Below are 19,596 nucleotides of genomic sequence, written 5' to 3'. Positions count from 1 at the left end.
CCCGGGCCCGCCCGGCGCCCCGGCCGCCGCGCCCGGCGGCATCGGCACCCTCCGTCCCGCGACGGGCCCCGGCAGGTCCTGTTCTGCCGACAGTTAAACCCGGTCCGACCGGGGCCCGACGATCACTACCGTCCAGTCTCATGACGACGATGACGACGATCACCACACGCACGGTCGAGTACCCGGCCGACGGCCTGACGATGGTCGGGCACCTCGCGCTCCCCGCCGGTGCCGGCCACCGGCCCGCGGTCCTGGTCGGGCCCGAGGGGACGGGCCTGAACGACTTCCAGCGCCGGCGGGCCGACGCCCTCGCCGAACTGGGGTACGTGGCGCTGGCCTTCGACATCCACGGCGGGCGCTGGTTCACCGACCCCCAGGAGATGCTGGCGCGCGTGACCCCGCTGCTCGCCGACCCCGGCCGGATGCGGGACATCGGCCACGCGGCGCTCGACGTGCTGCGCGCCGAACCGCGCACCGACCCCGACCGCATCGCCGCCGTCGGCTACGGCACCGGCGGCGCGATCGCGCTGGAACTCGGGCGCGACGGCGTCGACCTGCGCGCGATCGGGACAGTCAACGCGCTGACCACGGGCCGGCCGGGCGAGGCGGCGCGCATTCGCTGCCCGGTGTGGGCCGGGGTCGGGTCGGAGGACCCGATCATGCCGCCCGCGCAACGGGACGCGTTCGCCGCCGAGATGCAGGCCGCGGGCGTCGACTGGCGCCTCACCGTCTACGGCGGCGCCCTGCACGCCTTCCACCACCCGCCAGTCGACCAGACCGTGCTCCCCGGCATCGGCCACCACCCGCTCCACGCGCGGCGAGCCTGGCACGACGTCGTCGGCCTCCTCACCGAGTGCCTGCCCGTGCCGGAGTGATCCGGCCGGGAGCGACGATTCGGCACACCTGCCGGGCTGCCGTGGAGCACCGGCCCACCGCCGGGATCCCGCACCCGCCCCCCTGGCAGACTGGGTGGGTGACCAGCAACGAGCCCCGCCCGGAGAGCACCGCGGACATCCCGCGGGAGCAGCCGGGCACCGCCCCGCAACCGCACCCCTTCCGCCCCGACCGCACCCGGCGCGACGAGGCCCCGCAGTTCGTCCTCCCCCTCGTGGCCCGGATCGAGCGCGCCGCGCCCCCGGCCCGTACGGACGCGCTGGAGACCGCGGCCCGCGCGGTCCTGGCGATCCTGAGCGACGAGCGGGCGCTCGGCGACGGCCCGTGGGCGCAGGCGATGCGGGACTGGCAGGACGCCCGCATCCGCAAGGTGGTGCGCAGGGCGCGGGGCGCGGAGTGGCGTCGCGCGGAGGCGCTGCCGGGCATCACGGTGACGGGCAAGTCGGCCGAGGTCCGCGTCTATCCGCCGGTCCCCCTGGACGGCTGGCCCAAGGACCTGGCCCGCCTCCAGGTCTCCGGCACGGACCTGGACGACCCGGAGCCCCCGCTGGACCCGGACCCGGGCACGCCCGTCCTCTGGCTGAACCCGGAGATCACCATGTCGGCGGGCAAGGCGATGGCCCAGGCGGGCCACGGCGCCCAACTCGCCTGGTGGGACCTGTCCGTTCCGGAGCGCACGGCCTGGCGCGACGCCGGGTTCCCCCTGTCCGTCCGCACCGCCTCCGCGTCCCGCTGGCCCGAACTGACCGCCGGCGGACTGCCGTTGGTCAGGGACGCGGGTTTCACGGAGATCGCCCCGGGCTCCTGCACGGTGGTCGCGGACCATCCGGCCCTGCGACCGGCCCCGGGGGCCTGAGAGCCACCAGGCGGGAGCAGGGCGGCCGGTGCCGCCCCACGCGGGGCCCTCAGCCCCGCAGCGCCCCTTCCATCGGCCACGTCCGCAGCGTCGCGTCCAGCCTGTCGTACGCCTCGTCGAACCACTCGTCCGTGAGCAGGACCGTCGCCGTGACGGTGGTCTGGGACATGGCGTGGTCGGCGACGGTGACGTAGGCGTGCTCGCCGTCCGGGTCGAGTTCCACGGACAGTTCCGGGGCCCGACGGCCCTCGCGCCAGGTGGTGTCCTCGCCGCCGTCCAGGACGTCGAGGGTCTCGCGCCACTCGGTGAGGTCCTCCGGGGACACCGACGTGGCGAGGGATCCCCGCACGAAGGCGGTGTCGACGAGGATCTCGCCGACCAGTTCGTCGGCGCCGGAGCGCCCCGGCGCGGGACGCTTTCCGGTGATCCGGACGATCACGCTGTTGTCCTCGCCCTCCAGGCGGATCAGGTCGATCGGCTCATCGGACGCCATGGCCCCTCCCAGTTCCCCGTGTGCACGGCGCGCGGTCGTGCCCCTGCACGGCTCGCGTCGGCGTGCTTGCTTCCGTCTTGCTTCCGTCTTCCGTGTCCTTCGGACCCTAGTTGACGCCACTGACAGTGGCGGGGTTCCGCGGTCGGCTCCCGGCCGGGGGCACGATCCGGGCGACCGCCCGCGCGCACGGCCCGCACACCACGCCACGTGACCCCGGTCACAGAACCTTCACGCCGCTGAACATCACCCCCGGCCCTCCCGTACCTTCCCGTACCACCAAGTGGCTCGGCCCACGGCCGGGTTGCGGCTCGGGAGGCACTTTGCAGCGCATCAGGCACATGGGGCGCGTCAACGGCACGGCCCTGATCATCGCGGCCCTCGTCGTCACCGTCGGGGCCCTCGCCTTCCCGGTGTGGTCCTACGCCGACCGCTCCGGCACGGGCGAGGCCAACCTCAACGCCGGGAGCGTGTCCACGCGTTGGGGGCCGCTGTCGGCCACCGACCGGGACTTCCTGGTGAAGGTGCGGCTCGCCGGGCTGTGGGAGATACCCGCGGGCCAGCAGGCCGTGGAGCGCGCGCCGACCAAGGCCGTCAAGGACGCGGGCGACCATCTCATCGTCGGCCACACCGACCTCGACCAGCGGGTGCGCGGCGTCGCCTCGCAGCTCGGCGTCGAGCTGCCGAACCAGCCGAACGACCAGCAGCAGGGCTGGCTGCGGGAGTTGACGGAGGCGACCGGCGAGACGTACCAGCGCAAGTTCGCGAATCTGCTGCGCGTCGCGCACGGCAAGGTCTTCAGCCTCGTCGCCCAGGTGCGGCACACCACCCGCAACTCTCTCGTACGGCAACTGGCGACCGACGCCAACCAGACCGTCCTCGACCACATCACCATGCTCGAAGGCACCGGCTTCGTCGACTACGACGGCATCGCGAACGACGCCGCCGGGAGCGCGACCGCGAGCCCCACCGGCCCCCCGCCGCCCGGCGGCGGCGCGCCCTCGCAGCCCGATCCCGCAGGGCCCACCGGCGACGTCTCGGGCACCTCACGGCCCTCCCCCGCGCCGCCCGGAGCCGTCAACACGGACCGGCCCGAACCTCAAATGTAGCTCTGAACCCGCTGATCAGGAGGTTCGCCCCGGTCTCGCGCGGTCATGACTCCCGGTACGTGGAACAGGCGGGAGGGCCGGCGACAAGGACGTCACGGGCGGCAGGAGCCTCACGGACGGCGATCAGGGGGACGGGACATGACTGCACGGGGGAACGACGCACGGGGAACGGCGGCACGGCTCGGCACGGGGATCGGCTGGCGGCCGGAAATCGCGGACGCCGTGGAGCGCATGCCCGGCATCGACTGGGTCGAGGCCGTCGCGGAGAACGTGTGCCCGGGACACCTCCCGGACTCGCTGACGCGGCTGCGCGAGCGCGGCGTGACGGTGGTGCCGCACGGCGTCTCGCTCGGACTCGGCGGCGCGGACCGCCCGGACGAGGCCCGGCTGACCGCGCTTGCCGAGCGGGCCGAGGCGCTCGGCTCGCCGCTCGTCACCGAGCACATCGCCTTCGTACGGGCCGGGGGCGCGCTCACCGCCTCCCAGCTCCTTGAGGCCGGGCACCTCCTTCCGGTGCCGCGCACCCGCGACGCCCTCGCCGTGCTGTGCGAGAACGTCCGGATCGCGCAGGACGCGCTGCCGGTGCCGCTGGCCGTCGAGAACATCGCCGCGCTCATCTCCTGGCCGGGCGAGGAGCTGACGGAGGGGCAGTTCCTGTACGAGCTGGTGGAGCGGACCGGCGTACGGCTGCTCATCGACGTCGCCAATCTGCACACCAACCACGTCAACCGGGGCGAGGACCCGGCCCGCGCCCTGGACGAGCTGCCGGTCGAGGCCATCGCGTACGTCCACGTGGCGGGCGGCTTCGAGCGGGACGGCGTCTGGCACGACAGCCACGCGCACCCGGTGCCGCCGCCCGTCCTGGACATCCTGGCCGACCTCGCATCGCGCACCCGGCCGCCGGGCGTGCTCCTGGAGCGGGACGAGAACTTCCCCGAAGCGGGCGAGCTGGAGCGGGAGTTGGACGCGATCAGGGAGACGGTGGCGTCGGCCCGAGCGACCGGCACGCCCACCGCCACCAAGAGGACGACCGATGCCTCCGGTGCCCCCTTCGCCCCCGCGGCCCGCCAGCGCGTGGCCCTCTCCCAGGCCGCCCTCCTCTCCGCCCTCGTCGCCGGAACCCCCGCGCCCGAGGGCTTCGACGGCGCGCGGCTGAAGGTGCAGAGCCGGGCGCTGGCCGCCAAGCGGGCCGACGTCGTGGCGAAGGTCGCCCCGGAGCTGCCGGGGATCATCGGCGACGGCTACCGCCCCGCGTTCCTCGACTACGCCCGCACCCGCCCCATGACGGGCGGCTACCGCAAGGACGCGCTGGACTTCGCCGAACACCTGCTGCTCGCGGGGCGCCCCGAGGACCCCGAGGCGCGCGGCGAGCTGACGGCCTGGTGGCTGGAGCGCTCGGGCCCGGCACCGCTCGACGGCCGGCCCCTCAGGCGCTGGCTGCGGACGCGGACCGCCCGCCTCGCGCTGCGCAGGGCGCGGCGGCGGACCCCCGGCCACACGGATGTGGACGCCGACCCCGCCCCGGCGACGTAACCGGTCCCGCCGGTTCCGTACCTACGCCGACGTACTCCGCCGTACTCCGCCCGATAAGCCCGCCGTCTCCCCCGTGCCGCGCACTAGCGTGCGGTGGCGGTACAGGAGGCGTGATGCGATCCCGAATCATCAGCGGCAGCGGTCTCGTACTGACGGGGCTCCTCGCCACCCTGGCGGCGCTGATCTATCCGATCTGGTCGTACGAGGACCGCTCCGGCACCGGCCTCGACGCGCTCACCGCGCAGAGCGTGTCGACGCGGTTCGGGCCGCTGTCCGCGCTCGACCGCGACTTCATCACCAAGGTGCGCCTCGCGGGCCTGTGGGAGCTGCCCGCGGGCCAGCAGGCCGGGGAGCGCGGCACCTCGCGGGCCGTGCACACGGCGGGCAAGCACCTGGTCGAGGGGCACACCTTCCTGGACGCGCGGGTGCGCGAGGTCGCCGCCGCGCTGCGCCTGGAGCTGCCCAGCCAGCCGAGCGCCCAGCAGCGCCGCTGGCTGGACGAGCTGAGCGCGGCGCGCGGCGCGGCGTACGACGAGAAGTTCGCGAACATCCTGCGGCGCGCCCACGGCAAGGTCTTCTCGCTCGTCGCCGAGGTCCGCGCCACCACCCGCAACTCGCTCGTACGGTCCCTCGCCGACGACGCGAACACCACGGTCCTCGACCACATCCAGGTCCTGGAGGCCACGGGCCTGGTCGACTTCGACGGCCTGGCCCGCGACGCCGCCACCCCGCCGCCCCCGGCCCGCTCCCCCGCCCCGCCCGGCCCCCAGGACGCGCCGCCGACCGCGCCCCCGGCGTCCGGGGCGTCCCCCATGCCCACGTTCTCCCTGCCGCCGGCCGTCTCCCGGCCCCCGTCCACATCGTGAGAATCCCGTAGCGCGGTCACACCGCCTTCACATAGAAATCCGGCATGTTCTGGGTACCGCTGCTCATGCTCGCCTGTGCTCTCGCCGCGCTGTCCTGCGGCCGGCTGTGTCTGGCCGCCATGCAGGCCGCGGCCGGTGAGGCACGGGGGCAGCACGCGGCGCGGCAACTGACGCTCTACGAAGCCGCGTTCCTGTCCGGCGGGCCGGGGCGGGTCGCGGACGTGGCGCTGCTGTCGATGGCACGCGGGCGGCGGCTGCTGCTCGCGCACACCGGCTGGGCGACCGTGGTGGACCCCGTCGCCGGGGACGACGTGGAGCGTTCGGTGCTGGGGGCGATCGGGCCCGCCGGGCAGTCACGGATAGCGCCGGTGCGCCGGGCCACGGCGGCCGCGGACTGTGTGCGGGCGCTGGCGGACCGCCTGGTCGCGGCGGGGCTCGCCGTGCCGGACGGGGCCTGGTCGGGGATCGCGGGCGCGGCCCGGCAGGTGCGGGCGGCCGCCGTCGCGGTGGCGGCGCTGGGGGTGTGCGCGACGCTGCTTCCGGGGCAGGGAAGCGGCGGCGAGGGGGAGTTGCCGGTCGCGGTGTGGTTCGCGCTGCCGTTCTTCCTCACCGTGAGCTGTCTGGGCATCGCCCGGTTCGAGGTTCCGGCGACGCGCTGGGCGTCCCCGGCGGGGCAGCGGCTGCTCGGCGCGCTGCCGTCCCGCGACGACCTGACCTCGGTGGCCGTACGCGGACTCCGCGCCCTGGACGACCCGGCGCTGCGCGCCGCGCTCTCGCACCGGGACCCGAACCTCGACGGCTACCGCGAGGCGCGCCAACGGGGTCATTGATCCGACACCGGCGGGCCGGTCCTTTACTTTGCCGATCTTCGAACTGAGTATCCCTTTCATCGCGATTTGTGTGATTTACGCACATCGCCGGAACCGCTTGGCCTGAGCCGTGCGCACGCGAAAGGGACCCAGAACAGCGATGAGACCCAGAGCCTCAGCAGCCGCCGCCCGGTACGGAGCCGTCGGAACCGTCGGATCCCTAGTCCTGACCGCCCTCGCCGTCGCGCCCGCGGCGGGCACCGCCCCCACCCCCGAAACCCTCGGCACGGCCCTCGCCGCCCAGCGCGCCCAGATCGCCGGCATCCGCTTCGCCGCCTGCCCCGAGACGGAGAACCTGCCGCCGGCCGTGAGGTGCGGCACGGTCACCGTCCCGCTCGACTACGCCCGCCCGGACGGCAAGCAGATCCGGCTCACCGTCAGCCGCGTCGGGGCCACGCGGGAGGCGGGCGGCAAGAAGGTGGCGCGGCAGGGCGCGCTGGTGTTCAACCCGGGCGGTCCCGGGGCGTCCGGCATGTACTTCCCGATGGTCGGCCCGATGCCGGAGTGGCGGCGCGTCGCGGCGGCGTACGACCTCGTCGGCTACGCCCCGCGCGGCGTCGGCCGCTCCGCGCCGCTCACCTGCCAGGACCCGGAGCAGTTCACCAAGGCGCCCACACACTCGCCGAGCCGGCCCGACGCCTCGTACAAGGCGGAGCGTGTCGCGCGGGCCCAGGCGTACGCGCGCGGCTGCGCCCGGCACGCCGGGGCGGACCTGCGCCACTACACCACCCTCAACAACGCCCGTGACCTGGACGTGCTGCGCGCGGCGCTCGGCGAGCGGAAGCTGACGTTCATGGGTGCCTCGTACGGCACCTACTTCGGTGCCGTGTACGCGACGCTGTTCCCCTCCCACGTACGCCGCATGGTCTTCGACTCGGCGGTCAACCCGGCGCCGGACCGGATCTGGTACGCCAACAACCTCGACCAGTCCTTCGCGTTCGAGCGGCGCTGGGCGGACTTCCGCGCCTGGGTCGCCAAGCACCACAAGACGTACGGCCTGGGCGCGACGCCCGCGGCCGTGCAGCGTTCGTACGAGACGGTCCGCGCGCAGCTCACCCACCGGCCGGCGGGCGGCAAGGTCGGCACGACGCAGCTGCAGTCGGCGTTCCTGAAGGCGGCGTACTACGACGACTACTGGCCGATGCGCGCGACGGCCCTGTCGCAGTATCTGAAGGGCAACCCGAGGCCCCTGGTCGAGCAGGCCGCGCCGCAGCCGATGGCGGCCGCCGAGGAGGAGAACGGCAACGCCGTCTACACCGCCGTCCAGTGCAACGACGCCCCCTGGCCCACGGACTTCCGCACCTGGGACCGCGACAACTCCCGGCTCGCGCGTGTCGCGCCGTTCGAGACCTGGGACAACGCCTGGATGAACCTGCCGTGCGCGTACTGGCCCGCGCCGCGGCAGCGCCCCGTGGACGTGCGCACCTCCCGGGGCGCCCTGCCGCCGACCCTGATCCTGGCCGCCGAGCGGGACGCGGCGACGCCGTACGAGGGCGCCCTGGAGCTGCACAGCAGGCTCGCCGGGTCGGTCCTGGTGACGGAGGAGGCCGCGGGCACGCACGGCATCGGCGGCGGGCCGAACGCCTGCGTCAACGGCCACCTGGACGCGTATCTCCTGAAGGGCAGGCTCCCGGTGCGACGCGCGGCGTGCGCGCCGCACCGGGAGCCGGAACCGCTGTCGGGGGCGCGGGTGGCGGATCTTCCCAAGGTGCGCTGAGAGCGCCCCGTAAGGGGCGCGGGGAACTGCGCGACCAGCCACAACGGACCCGCAGGCGACTCAGAGCGTGCCGAGCCTCTCCAGCGGAAAGGGCGGCTGCGCCAGCGGCCGAACCGCTAGCCGCGTCAGCGGCAGCGCATTGTCGTCACCCGCGGAGCGATTCGCGTGCAGGACGTCGCAATGGGTGCAGCGGTGGACGAGGACCCACTCGCCGTCGCCGCGTACGAATATGGCGAGGGGTTCCATCCGGGCGCCGCAGTCCGCCGCCCGGTCGCCCGGGGTGTCGTCGAGGTGACGGCTCCACAGGCAGTTGGGGCAGTGGTTGCGGTGGTCGGTGCCGGGTGCGGTCATCGGTACGTCGAGGCCGCACTGGAGGCAGCGGAAGGACTGGGCGCGGGCTTCAGTGCGCGCCCGCCGGGAGGTGTTGCGTGACATGGGAGAGAGGACTCCTGAGCGATGCGGAATGGGATGAACTCGCGAGATTCCGCAGGGCCCTGGGCATACACCACCGGCTTTCCGTCTAGGGGTTCGACCTCTCGATGGAACCCCTTCCGGACGGGCGCGGCAACCGAATAAACCTCAGGCCAGATCGGCCACCAGGTCCGCCACGGACTTGCGGCGGCCGGTGTAGAACGGGACCTCTTCGCGGACGTGCATGCGGGCCTCGGAGGCGCGCAGGTGCCGCATCAGGTCGACGATGCGGTAGAGCTCGTCCGCCTCGAAGGCGAGCAGCCATTCGTAGTCGCCGAGGGAGAACGAGGCGACCGTGTTGGCGCGCACGTCGGGGTAGCCGCGGGCCATCTTGCCGTGGTCGGCGAGCATGCGGCGGCGGTCCTCGTCGGGCAGCAGGTACCAGTCGTAGGAGCGCACGAAGGGGTACACCGAGACGTAGTTGCGGGGCGTCTCGTCGGCGAGGAAGGCCGGGATGTGCGACTTGTTGAACTCGGCGGGGCGGTGCAGCGCCATGTTCGACCAGACCGGCTCCAGGGCGCGGCCGAGCTTCGTGCGGCGGAAGAGGTTGTACGCCTCCTGCAGCTCGTCGGCGGTCTCGGCGTGCCACCAGATCATGAGGTCGGCGTCGGCGCGCAGGCCGGACACGTTGTAGGTGCCGCGGACGGTGATGTCCCGGGCGGCGAGCTTGTCGAACAGCTCCTGGACCTCGTCCGCGTACCCGGCGCGGTCCTCGGGCAGGACGTCGCGCAGCTTGAAGACGGACCACAGCGTGTAGCGGATGACCTCGTTGAGGTCCTTGGCCTTCTTGCCGGCGTTCGGGATCTTGGCGGAAGCGTCGTCACTCATGTGGCTATTCTCCCGCGCCGCCGTGGAGGCTCTGCACCGGGTGGGCGGTGAGCTCGCGCACCCGGGTCAGGTCCCCGGTGAGCTGGTCGACGGCCGCGCACGCGCTGGCGACACAGGCCGGGATGCCCACTCCGTCGTACGCCGCCCCGCAGACCGCCAGGCCCGGCACCCGCGCCACGTGCTCGCGGACGCGGGCCACGCGCGCGTGGTGGCCGACGGGGTACTGGGGCAGGCCCCCGTCCCAGCGGGTGACGGCCGAGGCGACCGGGGCGGCGTCCAGGCCGGTGGCCGCGCGCAGGTCCCGCCGCGCGATGCCGGCCAGCTCGTCGTCCGGGCGGCCGAGGTCCTTCTCGTCGCCGTACCGCCCCACGGAGGCGCGCAGCACGAACAGCTCCGGGTCCTGGTCCGCGATCCACCCCCACTTCTGGCTCGCGAACGTGGACGCCTTGATGGTCCGCCCGTCCACGGGCGGCACGAGAAACCCACTCCCGTCGGGCAGCGCCCCCACGTCGGCCCGGCGGTAGGCGAGCGTGATCAGCGCCATGGAGGCGTACTCGACGGTACGCAGCTCGGCGGCGGCACCTGGGGCTTCCTCTGCGAGGAGCCGGGCCGCGGGCGCGGCGGGCAGGGCGACGACGACGGCATCGGCGTCGAGGACCTGCCCTTCGGTCACGACGCGCCAGCGCGGGGCTCGGGGCGACGGCGCCGCTCCCGCTACCGCTGTGGGCAGTCGTCCCGCAGGGCGAGTGGGGCCTCCCCTGCTCGAGCGAAGCCGAGAGCTTGGGGAAGGGTGGGCACAGCCCCCGTCCGACGGGACCGTTACATCGGCGTCAGGAAGGTACCGCCGCAGTTCGGCAACAGGCGCCCCCGTAAGAATCACGCCGCCCCGGGCGCGTACCGACTCGGCCACCGCCAACGGCAGTTGGCCGACCCCGCCCTCGATGCCCATGAAGACGGGCCCGGCGGCCACATTCTGCGAGGCCCGCGCCTGCAGCGCCCGCACCCCCTCCGTGAGGGACCCGTACGACCGCGCGACCTCAAAGAGCTGCGGCACCGCCGACCGCATGGAGATGCGGTACGCGTCCCCCGCGTACACCCCGCCGAGCAGCGGTTCCACCATGCGGTCGACCACCTCCCGGCCGAGCCGGGCGGCGACGTACTCCCCGACGGCGACGTCGTCACCGACCTCGATGGGCGGCAGCTCCCGGTCGAGCTCGACGCGCCGAAGCCCCTCCTCGGAGAGGACCCCGGCGAGGGCGGACGCGTCCCCGGGCACACCCATGACGTGCCCCTTGGGCATGGCGCGCAACGCCCCCCGGGTCCAGATCGCGGCGCTCGCGGTGGCGGGCGGCTGCAGCCGCTCGGCGAGCCCCACCTCACGGGCAAGGGCGACCGCCTCCGGCCTGCGGGCCAGCATCGACTCGGCGCCGAGGTCGACGCGCACCCCGGCGATCTCACCGGCGTGCAGCTTCCCGCCGAGCCGGTCGGAGGACTCCAGGACAGTGACCCGCGCTCCGGCGCCGAGCAGTCGGTGCGCGGCGGCCAGCCCCGCGATGCCCCCGCCGATGACGACGACGTGCCCGAGGCCGCCCGAATCCGTACCCGTACGTGTGTCCGCTGCGCGCATATCCCCACTGTCTCAGACCCAGATCAAAGCCCCGAACGCCGTCCGGACGAGTCCCCTCCGTGACCGTGCCGGGACCGCATCGGAACCACCGGCACCGAACACCAGGGCCGGTTCCGGCGTCGTAGGAGCACACTCACCACGACTCTCGGGGGTACGCCGATGCACGCGTCAAGCACGTCAGGGCCAGGGGGTACGAGCGCACGGCGCGGACGGGCCCGGCGGCGCACACCGGTCACCGCGCTCGCGGCCGTGCTCCTCACGGTGGCGCTCGCGCTCGCCGGGTGCGGCGCGGGCGGCGACGACAACGACGGCGGGTCCGGTGCCGGGAAGGAGGCGGCGGCCGGACCGGAGGCGGGGCGCGACGACGCCGAACTCACCGACGGCGGCGGGCAGGCCGACAAGGCCGGGGGCGGCTCCCGGGCCGACGGCAAGGGCCGCGCGAACGGCAAGTCCCGCAAGCCGGTCGGGCCGTCACGGCCGACGGACACCCACATCATCCGCACCGCGTCGCTGACGGTGCGCGTCAAGGACGTACCGAAGGCTCTGGAGCAGGCACGCACGACGGCCGAGGGCGCGGGCGGCCTGATCGGCGACGAGTCCACCGACCGCGACCGGCGCGGCCACGACCGCTCCCGCGTCGTCCTGCGCGTCCCGCAGGACCGCTACGGGCAGGTGCTCTCCGACCTCGCGGGCACCGGCAGGCTCATCAGCCGCACCGCCAAGGCCGAGGACGTCACCGAGCAGGTGGTGGACGTAGAGAGCCGGATCAAGACGCAGCGGGCGAGCGTGGCGCGGGTACGGGCGCTGATGGACAAGGCCACGAAGATCAGCGACATCGTGTCGCTGGAGGGCGAGTTGAGCAGCCGTCAGTCGGACCTGGAGTCGCTGCTCGCGCAGCAGACCTCGCTGAAGGACCGGACGACGATGGCCACCATCACGCTCACGCTCACCGAGTCGCCGCAGCGCCCGGCGGGCGACGGCGGTGACGACGACCCGACGTTCGCGGACGCGCTGTCCGGCGGCTGGGACGCGTTCGTGACGATGCTGCGGTGGGTGGCGGTGGCGCTGGCGGCGGTCCTGCCATTCGCGGCGATCGCGGCGCTGCTGGTGCTCGTGTGGCTGCGGGTGGTACGGCCGCGGGCGGCCCGGCGGACGGTGGCGGTGGCCGGGGCCGGGGCGGCGCCCGCGAGCGGTACGACCGCCGTCGTTCCGCCCACCCCGAAGACGCCGCCCACCCCGAAGACGCCGCCCACCCCGAAGGAGCCGGGCACCCCGCGGGAGCCGGACGGCTCGTGAGCCGGGGCGGTGGCAGGACCGGGTCCCGGTGCCGTGCCGGGGGCGGCACCGGGACCCGGGACCCCGTCGGACAGGCCCGAACTGCCCCCGCCCCGTAGCGTGTCCGCATGAGCGAACGACTGGTGGTCATCGGAGGGGACGCGGCCGGGATGTCGGCGGCGTCGCAGGCGCGCAGGCTGAAGAAGCCCGGGGAACTGGAGATCGTCGCCTTCGAGCGCGGCCACTTCACCTCCTTCTCGGCGTGCGGCATCCCGTACTGGGTGGGCGGCGACGTCGAGGAGCGGGACGACCTGATCGCGCGGAGCCCCGAGGCACACCGGGAACGCGCCATCGATGTGCGGATGCGAACCGAAGTCGTCGAGATCGACGCGCGGGAGCGGCGGGTGCGCTCGCGGGACCTCGCCTCGGGCGCCGAGGAGTGGACCGCGTACGACAAACTCGTGATCGCCACCGGTGCCCGGCCGCTGCGCCCGGACCTGCCGGGCATCGACGCGCCGGGCGTGCACGGCGTGCAGACCCTGGACGACGGCCAGGCGCTGCTCGACACGCTCACGAAGACGAAGGGCCGCCGCGCGGTCGTCATCGGCGCGGGCTACATCGGCGTGGAGATGGCGGAGGCGCTGCTGCACCGCGGCTACGAGGTCACGGTCGTCAACCGCGCCCAGGAGCCCATGTCCACGCTCGACCCGGACATGGGCCGCCTCGTGCACGAGGCGATGACCGGCATGGGCATCACGATGGTGAACGACGCCGAGGTCACCAAGATCCTCACCGGCGAGGACGGCCGGGCCCGTGCCGTGGCCACCGACGACCGCGAGTTCCCGGCCGACGTGGTGGTTCTCGGGATCGGCGTACGTCCCGAGACGGCTCTCGCCCGCGACGCGGGGCTGCCGGTCGGGGAGCACGGCGGGCTGCTCACCGACCTCGGGATGCGGGTGCGCGGGCCGGTCGCGGACGGGGCGATCTGGGCGGGCGGCGACTGCGTGGAGGTCCTCGACCTGGTCTCCGGCCGCCACCGGCACATCGCGCTCGGCACCCACGCCAATAAGCACGGGCAGGTCATCGGCTCGAACGTGGGCGGCGGGTACGCGACGTTCCCGGGCGTCGTCGGCACCGCGGTGAGCAAGGTCTGCGATCTGGAGATCGCGCGCACGGGCCTGCGCGAGAAGGACGCGCGGGCGGCGGGGCTGCAGTACGTGGCGGTGACCATCGAGTCGACCAGCCGCGCCGGGTACTACCCCGGGGCGGCCCTGATGACGGTGAAGATGCTCGCCGAGCGCCGCACGGGCCGGCTGCTCGGCACCCAGATCGTGGGCCGCGAGGGCGCGGGCAAGCGGGTCGACGTCGCGGCGGTCGCGCTGACGGCACGCATGACGGTCGAGCAGATGACGGCCCTGGACCTCGGCTACGCCCCGCCGTTCTCCCCCGTCTGGGACCCGGTCCTGGTGGCGGCCCGCAAGGCGGTGACGGCGGTGCGGGCGGGCGGGGCCTGAGACTCTCGCCGGGGCGCCATCAGCCCGTCGAGGGGGTCCCCCTGCTCATTAAGAGCTTGGGGGAGTTTGAGGACGAGCGCGCAGCGCGATCAGCGGGAGCCGTCCCACCCGAACGGGACAGCCGCCCCGCTGGGGCCCAGGGGCGGGCGCCACGGCCGACGGGGCCTGATCTCCACTGCACCCGGCCCCGCCGGAACCCCTCTGCCGCGCAGGTCAGAACGCGCTTTCCGGCATTCCGGTGGGGCGTACGGCAAGTCCTGGGGCGTGGCTGATTCCCTCCATTGGTCCGGTCCACTGGCGAAAGCCGAACGCGCCGGGCGCACGCCCCACCCGTGCATACGCCACGCACTACGACGGCGAGGCAACCGGAACCCCATTGAGCGGGCACGCCCTCGCTTCCGCGGGGCGGGCGGCGGCGCCGTAGCGCTCCCCATCACCCCCACAAGCCTCTTGACACATCTCCCTGTGGTTGCCAGTTCTTTTCCGCCACTTTTCACGGAATCGGCACAGGCCCCACAGGAGGGACGCACTATGTGACGCGTCAGAGCGGCACGGACACACACTGCGACAGGTGGCCGTGCCGTTGGGGGGCGGGTATGGCGGTGGCGACACCGCCGCGACCCGTCCGTGGAGGGGACCACAACCAGAATGAATCGCACCGCACGAGCGACGGCACTCGGCGCCGGCGCTCTGCTCATCGCGCTCAGCCTGCCCGGCCCGCCGGCCGCGGCGGCGGAGCAGCCCCGCATCGACTTACGCGTCCTGGTGGTGACCGACGGCGGCCCCGCCACCGGGGCGCTCGCCGCCGAACTGAAGGCCCAGGGGACGCCGTTCACCACCGTCGACCTGCGGTCGGGCAGCCGCCCGACCATCGACGCGGCCTTCCTCGCGGACACCGTGTCCGGCCGGCCGCGAGCCAAGTTCCAGGCCGTCGTGCTGCCCAACGACAACCCGTTCGGGGCGGGCTCGTCCGAGATGGCCGCGCTCGCCGCGTACGAACGCGCCTACGCCGTACCGCAGGTGGACGCGTACACCTACACCCGCCCCCAAGTGGGCCTGGGAACACCGAAGTTCAGCGGCTCACTGGACGGTGCCCGGGCCCAGGTCACCGGGGCGGGCAAGGCCGGGCCGTTCGGCTATCTCGACGACGCCGTGCCCTTCGAGGACAACTCGCGCACCGTCGACGAGAGTTACGGCTACCTCGCCGAGCCCGCGCCCGGCGCCGACTTCACTTCGTACGTGGACGCGCCGGTGCCCGGCGGCCAGGAGCGCGGCTCCCTCGTGGGCGAGTACCGCCACGACGGGCGGCGCGAACTGGTCGTGACCTTCGTCTACAACCAGCACCAGCAGCAGTTCAAGCTGCTCGCCCGCGGCATCGTCGACTGGATGACGCAGGGCGTGCGCCTCGGCGCGTCGCGCAATCATTTCGCGGTGCACGTGGACGACGTGTTCGGTTCCAACGGCCGCTGGGACTCCGAGCTCAACTGCACGCCGGGCAGCGGGGACTGCGGGCCCGGCAAGGGCACCCGGGACGAGATCCGGATGGGCACGGCGGACGCGGAGTACGCCAAGGAGTGGTCCCGGAACCGCGGCCTCACGCTCGACATGGTCTACAACGGCGGCGGCAGCGAGCTGTTCCGCAAGCAGAACGGCGGCGCCGACCCGCTGGCCGACAGGCTCATCGCCGACAAGGCCGCGTACCGCTGGGTGAACCACACCTTCGACCACACGTTCCTCGGCTGCGTCCAGGACGTGTCCGCCGTGCCGTGGAAGTGCGCGAAGAACGCGGACGGCAGCACGCGCTACGTGCCGCGCGCCGAGATCTCCGGGCAGGTCTCCGGCAACCGCCAGTGGGGTCAGCGGGCCGGACTCCCCTTGAACAACGGCGAGTTGGTGACCGGCGAGCACTCCGGCCTGCGTGTCCTGCCGCAGCAGCCCGAGGACAACCCGAACCTCGGCGGGGCGCTCCAGGACAACGGCGTGCGCTGGCTCGCCTCGGACAACTCCCGCGATCCCGCGCAGCGGCAGGTCGGGCCCGCCCTCACCACGCCGCGCCACCCCATGAACATCTTCTACAACGTGGGGCGCGCGAGCGAGCTGGTCGACGAGTACAACTGGATCTACACCCGTGAGTCCGACGGCGGCAGCGGAATCTGCGAGACGTCCCCGCTGATGACGTGCCTCGACCAGCCGCTCGACCCGGCCACCGGCTACACCGACCGCATCGTGCCGGCCGAGTCGGCGATCGCCCTCGGGCACGCCCTCTCCGGTGACCCCCGGCCGCACTTCCTCCACCAGTCCAACCTGGCGGAGGACCGCATCGCGTACCCGGTGCTCGACCGCGTACTGGACGCGTACGAAGGGCTGTTCGCGCCGTCCGCGCCGCTGGTGAACCTGCGCATGGCCGACATGGGCGCGGAGCTGCGCTCCCGCGCGGCCTGGGCCGCGGCACTCGACGCGGGACGGGTCACCGCCTACCGCGTCGGCGACAAGGTCACCGTGCAGGCGCCGTCCGGGATCGCCGCGACCGCGACGATGCCCAGCGGGACACGGCAGCAACTCCTCGTCGGAAGTGAGGAGTTCGGCTCCGCCTACGCGGGCAGAGCCTCCGGCTGGGTGTCGCCGGGGACGCTGCAGGACCGGGTCACGCTGGATCTGCCCGCGGCGCTCTCGACGGGCAGTCCGGGGCGGGCTCCCGCCACCGGGCCTTCGGCGAAGCGGCTGCCTGTGCCGGCGGGGGCCGCGCGGTATGTGCCGCCCGGGCCCGACGCCGCTGGGGCACCCCCCGCCGCCCGGTAGCCGCGGCTCTCGGTCTCGGCTGCCGCTTTCGGCGCCGCTGCTTCGCGGCGGATGTCTCCCGCCCGCCCGCCTCCGGGTGAGGGGCGAAGGCCGGACTCCCACCCGTCGGGGGGCGGGTGGGGACAGTCGTTCCGTCTGCCCCGGAAGGGGCGGGCACGGCCGTCGCCACGCCCGCCGGGCAGCCGATCCGCCGCAGGTCGACGCGTGTCACCCCTGGCCCTCCTCAGCCCTCGGAGGACCGGCCGACGGGACCGCCCGGCCCCACCCGGCCGCCCGCACCCGAGCCACGCCAACACCCGCACCCAAGCCACGCCAGCACCAGCACCAGCACCAGCACCAGCACCAGCACCAGCACCAGCACCAGCACCAAGCCATCCTCATCCCGGCCACGGACGCACCCCGCCACCCGGTCCGCCGCCCGGCCTCACGGAGATCCGCCGAGGCCGCGGCCGACCCGCGGACACGCGGGCGCCTCCACCGCCGGTCCGCTCTGTCACGTACCTCGCTCGGGAGCCACCCATGCCCAACCCGCCCGCATCCGTGCCCTTACCCGGCGCGCCGCCCGGCACGTCCCCCACCGTCCGGGTCACCCTGCTCACCGAAGGCACCTACCCGCACAGCCACGGCGGGGTCAGCGTCTGGTGCGACCAGCTCGTCCGCGGCATGCCCGACCTCACCTTCGACGTCATCGCGGTCACCGGCACCGGTCGCGAACCCCTCGTCTGGGAACTGCCGCCGCACGTGACCGAGCCGGTCTGTCTGCCCATGTGGGGCCCGGCCCCGGCCGGACGCGCTCCGCGAGGCCGCACGCGGCGCCAACTCCTCGGCATCTACGAGGAGTTCCTCACCGCCCTGCTCGACCCGGCCGCCGAGAGCGGCTTCGCCCCCGCCCTCTACGAACTCGCCCGGTACGCCCGGGACGGCGTTCTCGCGCCCGCGCTGCGCACCGATCACGCGGTGGGCGTGCTCGCCTCCGTCTGGAACGCCCCGCACCTGCCCGTCGCCGGGGCCCGCCCGACCCTGCACGACGCGGTCACCGCGACGATGCTCCTCGAACACGCCCTGCGCCCCCTCGCGGTCCGCCCGCCCGAGGAGGGCGTGGCCCACGCGGTCAGCGGCGGCATCGCGGCGCTGCCCGGCCTGGTGGCGCGTCAACTGCACGGTGTTCCGCTGCTGTTGACGGAACACGGCGTGTATCTGCGCGAGCGCTACCTCGGATACCGCACGGGCCCGTACCGCTGGCCCGTGAAGGCCGTGCTGCTCGGCTTCTTCCGGCTGCTCGCCGAGGAGTCGTACCGCCGCGCCGCTCTCATCACTCCGGGCAACCGCTACAACCGGCTCTGGGAGGAGCGCGGCGGCGCCGACCCGGCGCTGATCCGCACCGTCTACAACGGCGTGGACCCCGAGGCGTTCCCGCCCGCGGGCCCCGAACCCGGGGCGCCGACGCTCAGTTGGGCGGGGCGCGTCGACCCGATCAAGGACCTGGAGACGCTGATACGTTCCTTCGCCCTGGTGAAGGAACGGGTCCCGGACGCGCGGCTGCGGCTGTTCGGCGGTACGCCGCGCGGGGGTGAGGCGTACCGGGAGCGGTGCGAGGCCCTGGCCGCCTCGCTCGGCCACGGCGAGAGCGTGGTCTTCGAGGGCCGCGTCGAGCACATCAAGGACGCCTACGCGGCGGGCAGCGTCGTGATGCTGTCCAGCATCAGCGAGGGCTTCCCGTTCACGCTGATCGAGGCGATGTCGTGCGGGCGGGCCACGGTCTCCACGGATGTCGGCGGCGTACGCGAGGCGGTGGGGCCGACCGGGCTCGTGGTGCCGCCGCGCTCCCCGGAGGCCATGGCGGCGGCGGCCGTCGAGCTCCTTCAGGACCCGGTCCGCCGCGCGGCGATGGGCGAGGCAGCCCGGCTCCGGGTGATCGACCAGTTCACCCTGCGCCAGACGGTGGACGCCTTCCGGGACATCTACACGGAGCTCGCCACGGGCCGCACTCCGGCGGGGGCACCGGCAGTGGCACCGGCGGCGGCAGGAAGGACGGCAGGAGCGGCCGCGGCTGCGACGGCTTCCATGACGGCGACGGCAGCAGTGCCGACGTCGGCGAGAGCGACGGCGACGGCGACGGCGACGGCGACGGCGACGGCGACGCGACGGCGACGGCGACGGCGACGGCGACGGCGACGGCCCAAGTGTGGCCCCACGGCCGCGTGGAGGCCCAGGCGTCGGCCCCTTCCCCCGCCCACGCCGTGCTCCACGCCTCTGCACAGGCCCCGACGCAGGCCGCTCCCACACCGGCCGCAACGGAGTCCCGCCCGCAGCCGTCGGCCGCCCAGGCCCAAGTCCCCCGGCCCGCCTCCGTCCAGCACACGGCTCACGCCCACGACGCCACCCGGCCCCCGCAGCCCCTGCCCCGCCCCCAGGGCGGCACGCACCCCCGGATCCGCGCCGCGCACCGCTTCCCGGACCTGGCCTCCGCTCCCCTGCCCGCTCCCGCGGAGAGCGAGGCAGCCGGATGACCGGGCCCGCGCCCGCCTCCCGGCGAGGCCGCCGCACCCCCGCCCCCGCCAACCGCCCCATGACCGCCCCCAGAAGCGAGGTGTCCCCATGAGCGGCCCGATCCCGCTGCCGCCCCGCCCCTCCGGCGAGGACACCCTCAGCCTGCGCCTCGCCACCCGGCGGCCCGGCGGGACCGCCCCGCACCCCAGGCGCCGCCCGTCCTGGGCGAAGCCCGACCCGGTGGAGGACGAGCCCCGG

The 19,596-nt window shown here is 74.2% G+C and carries 15 protein-coding genes and 1 pseudogene; 11 read left to right on the top strand and 5 right to left on the bottom strand.

The genetic code is table 11. The features are described from left to right. Positions 1-149: 149 nt before the first annotated feature. Together STRAU_RS28485 and STRAU_RS28480 are read left to right on the top strand one after the other, a co-directional pair. Positions 150-875 (top strand): dienelactone hydrolase family protein, encoded by a 726-nt coding sequence (locus tag STRAU_RS28485; RefSeq protein WP_037662497.1) that lies wholly within the window; start codon positions 150-152, stop codon positions 873-875. Between the two features lie 137 nt (positions 876-1,012). Next, entirely contained in the window at positions 1,013-1,750 is a 738-nt protein-coding gene (locus tag STRAU_RS28480; protein ID WP_037662508.1) for a peptidyl-tRNA hydrolase, read from the top strand. A gap of 49 nt (positions 1,751-1,799) precedes the next feature. On the opposite strand, the gene STRAU_RS28475 is transcribed toward STRAU_RS28480, so the two are convergent. Then, positions 1,800-2,243, bottom strand: a complete 444-nt coding sequence (locus STRAU_RS28475) for a DUF5959 family protein (RefSeq protein ID WP_016643871.1) — start codon at positions 2,241-2,243, stop codon at positions 1,800-1,802. A gap of 338 nt (positions 2,244-2,581) precedes the next feature. Here STRAU_RS28475 and STRAU_RS28470 point away from each other — a divergent pair, with 338 nt between their 5' ends. From STRAU_RS28470 to STRAU_RS28450, 5 genes are all read left to right on the top strand, one after another. Beyond that, positions 2,582-3,349, top strand: a complete 768-nt coding sequence (locus STRAU_RS28470; protein WP_016643870.1) for a DUF4142 domain-containing protein — start codon at positions 2,582-2,584, stop codon at positions 3,347-3,349. Positions 3,350-3,487: 138 nt separating this feature from the next. Then, on the top strand, positions 3,488-4,882 hold the full coding sequence (locus STRAU_RS28465; RefSeq protein WP_016643869.1) for an MbnB/TglH/ChrH family RiPP precursor modification enzyme: 1,395 nt from the start codon (positions 3,488-3,490) through the stop codon (positions 4,880-4,882). A 113-nt stretch (positions 4,883-4,995) separates the two neighbouring features. Next, positions 4,996-5,748 (top strand): DUF4142 domain-containing protein, encoded by a 753-nt coding sequence (locus tag STRAU_RS28460; RefSeq protein ID WP_037662494.1) that lies wholly within the window; start codon positions 4,996-4,998, stop codon positions 5,746-5,748. 44 nt (positions 5,749-5,792) lie between these two features. Continuing rightward, positions 5,793-6,578, top strand: a complete 786-nt coding sequence (locus tag STRAU_RS28455; RefSeq protein WP_016643867.1) for a TIGR04222 domain-containing membrane protein — start codon at positions 5,793-5,795, stop codon at positions 6,576-6,578. Between the two features lie 139 nt (positions 6,579-6,717). Next, positions 6,718-8,334 carry an alpha/beta hydrolase gene (locus tag STRAU_RS28450; RefSeq protein WP_016643866.1) on the top strand — a complete coding sequence of 539 codons (1,617 nt, stop codon included), beginning with the start codon at positions 6,718-6,720 and terminating at the stop codon, positions 8,332-8,334. A gap of 60 nt (positions 8,335-8,394) precedes the next feature. Here the strand turns inward: STRAU_RS28450 and STRAU_RS28445 are convergent, their stop codons facing one another. The 3 genes from STRAU_RS28445 to hemG all read right to left on the bottom strand — a co-directional run bounded on the left by STRAU_RS28445 (position 8,395) and on the right by hemG (position 11,260). After that, entirely contained in the window at positions 8,395-8,769 is a 375-nt protein-coding gene (locus STRAU_RS28445) for an RNHCP domain-containing protein (RefSeq protein ID WP_016643865.1), read from the bottom strand. Positions 8,770-8,913: 144 nt separating this feature from the next. Continuing rightward, the gene (gene hemQ, locus STRAU_RS28440; protein WP_016643864.1) at positions 8,914-9,633 is read right to left on the bottom strand and encodes a hydrogen peroxide-dependent heme synthase; all 720 of its coding nucleotides are present in this window, start codon (positions 9,631-9,633) and stop codon (positions 8,914-8,916) included. A 4-nt stretch (positions 9,634-9,637) separates the two neighbouring features. Further along, entirely contained in the window at positions 9,638-11,260 is a 1,623-nt protein-coding gene (gene hemG, locus STRAU_RS28435) for a protoporphyrinogen oxidase (protein ID WP_016643863.1), read from the bottom strand. A gap of 249 nt (positions 11,261-11,509) precedes the next feature. Between hemG and STRAU_RS28430 the strand changes: the two genes are divergently transcribed. The 3 genes from STRAU_RS28430 (at position 11,510) to STRAU_RS28420 (ending at position 16,848) form a co-directional block, all read left to right on the top strand. Next, on the top strand, positions 11,510-12,556 hold the full coding sequence (locus tag STRAU_RS28430; protein ID WP_016643862.1) for a DUF4349 domain-containing protein: 1,047 nt from the start codon (positions 11,510-11,512) through the stop codon (positions 12,554-12,556). A 107-nt stretch (positions 12,557-12,663) separates the two neighbouring features. Further along, a complete protein-coding gene (locus STRAU_RS28425; RefSeq protein ID WP_016643861.1) occupies positions 12,664-14,049 on the top strand; it encodes an FAD-dependent oxidoreductase in 1,386 nt (461 codons plus the stop codon). Positions 14,050-14,697: 648 nt separating this feature from the next. Continuing rightward, the gene (locus tag STRAU_RS28420; protein ID WP_016643860.1) at positions 14,698-16,848 is read left to right on the top strand and encodes a hypothetical protein; all 2,151 of its coding nucleotides are present in this window, start codon (positions 14,698-14,700) and stop codon (positions 16,846-16,848) included. Positions 16,849-17,071: 223 nt separating this feature from the next. Here the strand turns inward: STRAU_RS28420 and STRAU_RS42535 are convergent, their stop codons facing one another. Next, entirely contained in the window at positions 17,072-17,215 is a 144-nt protein-coding gene (locus STRAU_RS42535) for a hypothetical protein (protein WP_162473229.1), read from the bottom strand. A gap of 152 nt (positions 17,216-17,367) precedes the next feature. Between STRAU_RS42535 and pelF the strand changes: the two are divergent. Beyond that, positions 17,368-18,891: pseudogene (pelF, locus tag STRAU_RS28415) on the top strand (GT4 family glycosyltransferase PelF); the annotation flags it as partial. Positions 18,892-19,596 lie beyond the last annotated feature (705 nt).

Source organism: Streptomyces aurantiacus JA 4570 (genome assembly GCF_000414115.1).
Taxonomy (GTDB): domain Bacteria; phylum Actinomycetota; class Actinomycetes; order Streptomycetales; family Streptomycetaceae; genus Streptomyces; species Streptomyces aurantiacus_A.
This window is presented reverse-complemented; position numbering and strand designations above follow the sequence as displayed.

Bases quoted from the DNA above. Each gene is read 5' to 3' on its own strand.
- STRAU_RS28485 (WP_037662497.1), top strand. From the start codon at position 150: ATGACGACGATCACCACACGCACGGTCGAGTACCCGGCCGACGGCCTG.
- STRAU_RS28475 (WP_016643871.1), bottom strand. From the start codon at position 2,243: ATGGCGTCCGATGAGCCGATCGACCTGATCCGCCTGGAGGGCGAGGAC.
- STRAU_RS28470 (WP_016643870.1), top strand. From the start codon at position 2,582: ATGGGGCGCGTCAACGGCACGGCCCTGATCATCGCGGCCCTCGTCGTC.
- STRAU_RS28465 (WP_016643869.1), top strand. From the start codon at position 3,488: ATGACTGCACGGGGGAACGACGCACGGGGAACGGCGGCACGGCTCGGC.
- STRAU_RS28460 (WP_037662494.1), top strand. From the start codon at position 4,996: ATGCGATCCCGAATCATCAGCGGCAGCGGTCTCGTACTGACGGGGCTC.
- STRAU_RS28455 (WP_016643867.1), top strand. From the start codon at position 5,793: ATGTTCTGGGTACCGCTGCTCATGCTCGCCTGTGCTCTCGCCGCGCTG.
- STRAU_RS28450 (WP_016643866.1), top strand. From the start codon at position 6,718: ATGAGACCCAGAGCCTCAGCAGCCGCCGCCCGGTACGGAGCCGTCGGA.
- STRAU_RS28445 (WP_016643865.1), bottom strand. From the start codon at position 8,769: ATGTCACGCAACACCTCCCGGCGGGCGCGCACTGAAGCCCGCGCCCAG.
- hemQ (WP_016643864.1), bottom strand. From the start codon at position 9,633: ATGAGTGACGACGCTTCCGCCAAGATCCCGAACGCCGGCAAGAAGGCC.
- hemG (WP_016643863.1), bottom strand. From the start codon at position 11,260: ATGCGCGCAGCGGACACACGTACGGGTACGGATTCGGGCGGCCTCGGG.
- STRAU_RS28425 (WP_016643861.1), top strand. From the start codon at position 12,664: ATGAGCGAACGACTGGTGGTCATCGGAGGGGACGCGGCCGGGATGTCG.
- STRAU_RS28420 (WP_016643860.1), top strand. From the start codon at position 14,698: ATGAATCGCACCGCACGAGCGACGGCACTCGGCGCCGGCGCTCTGCTC.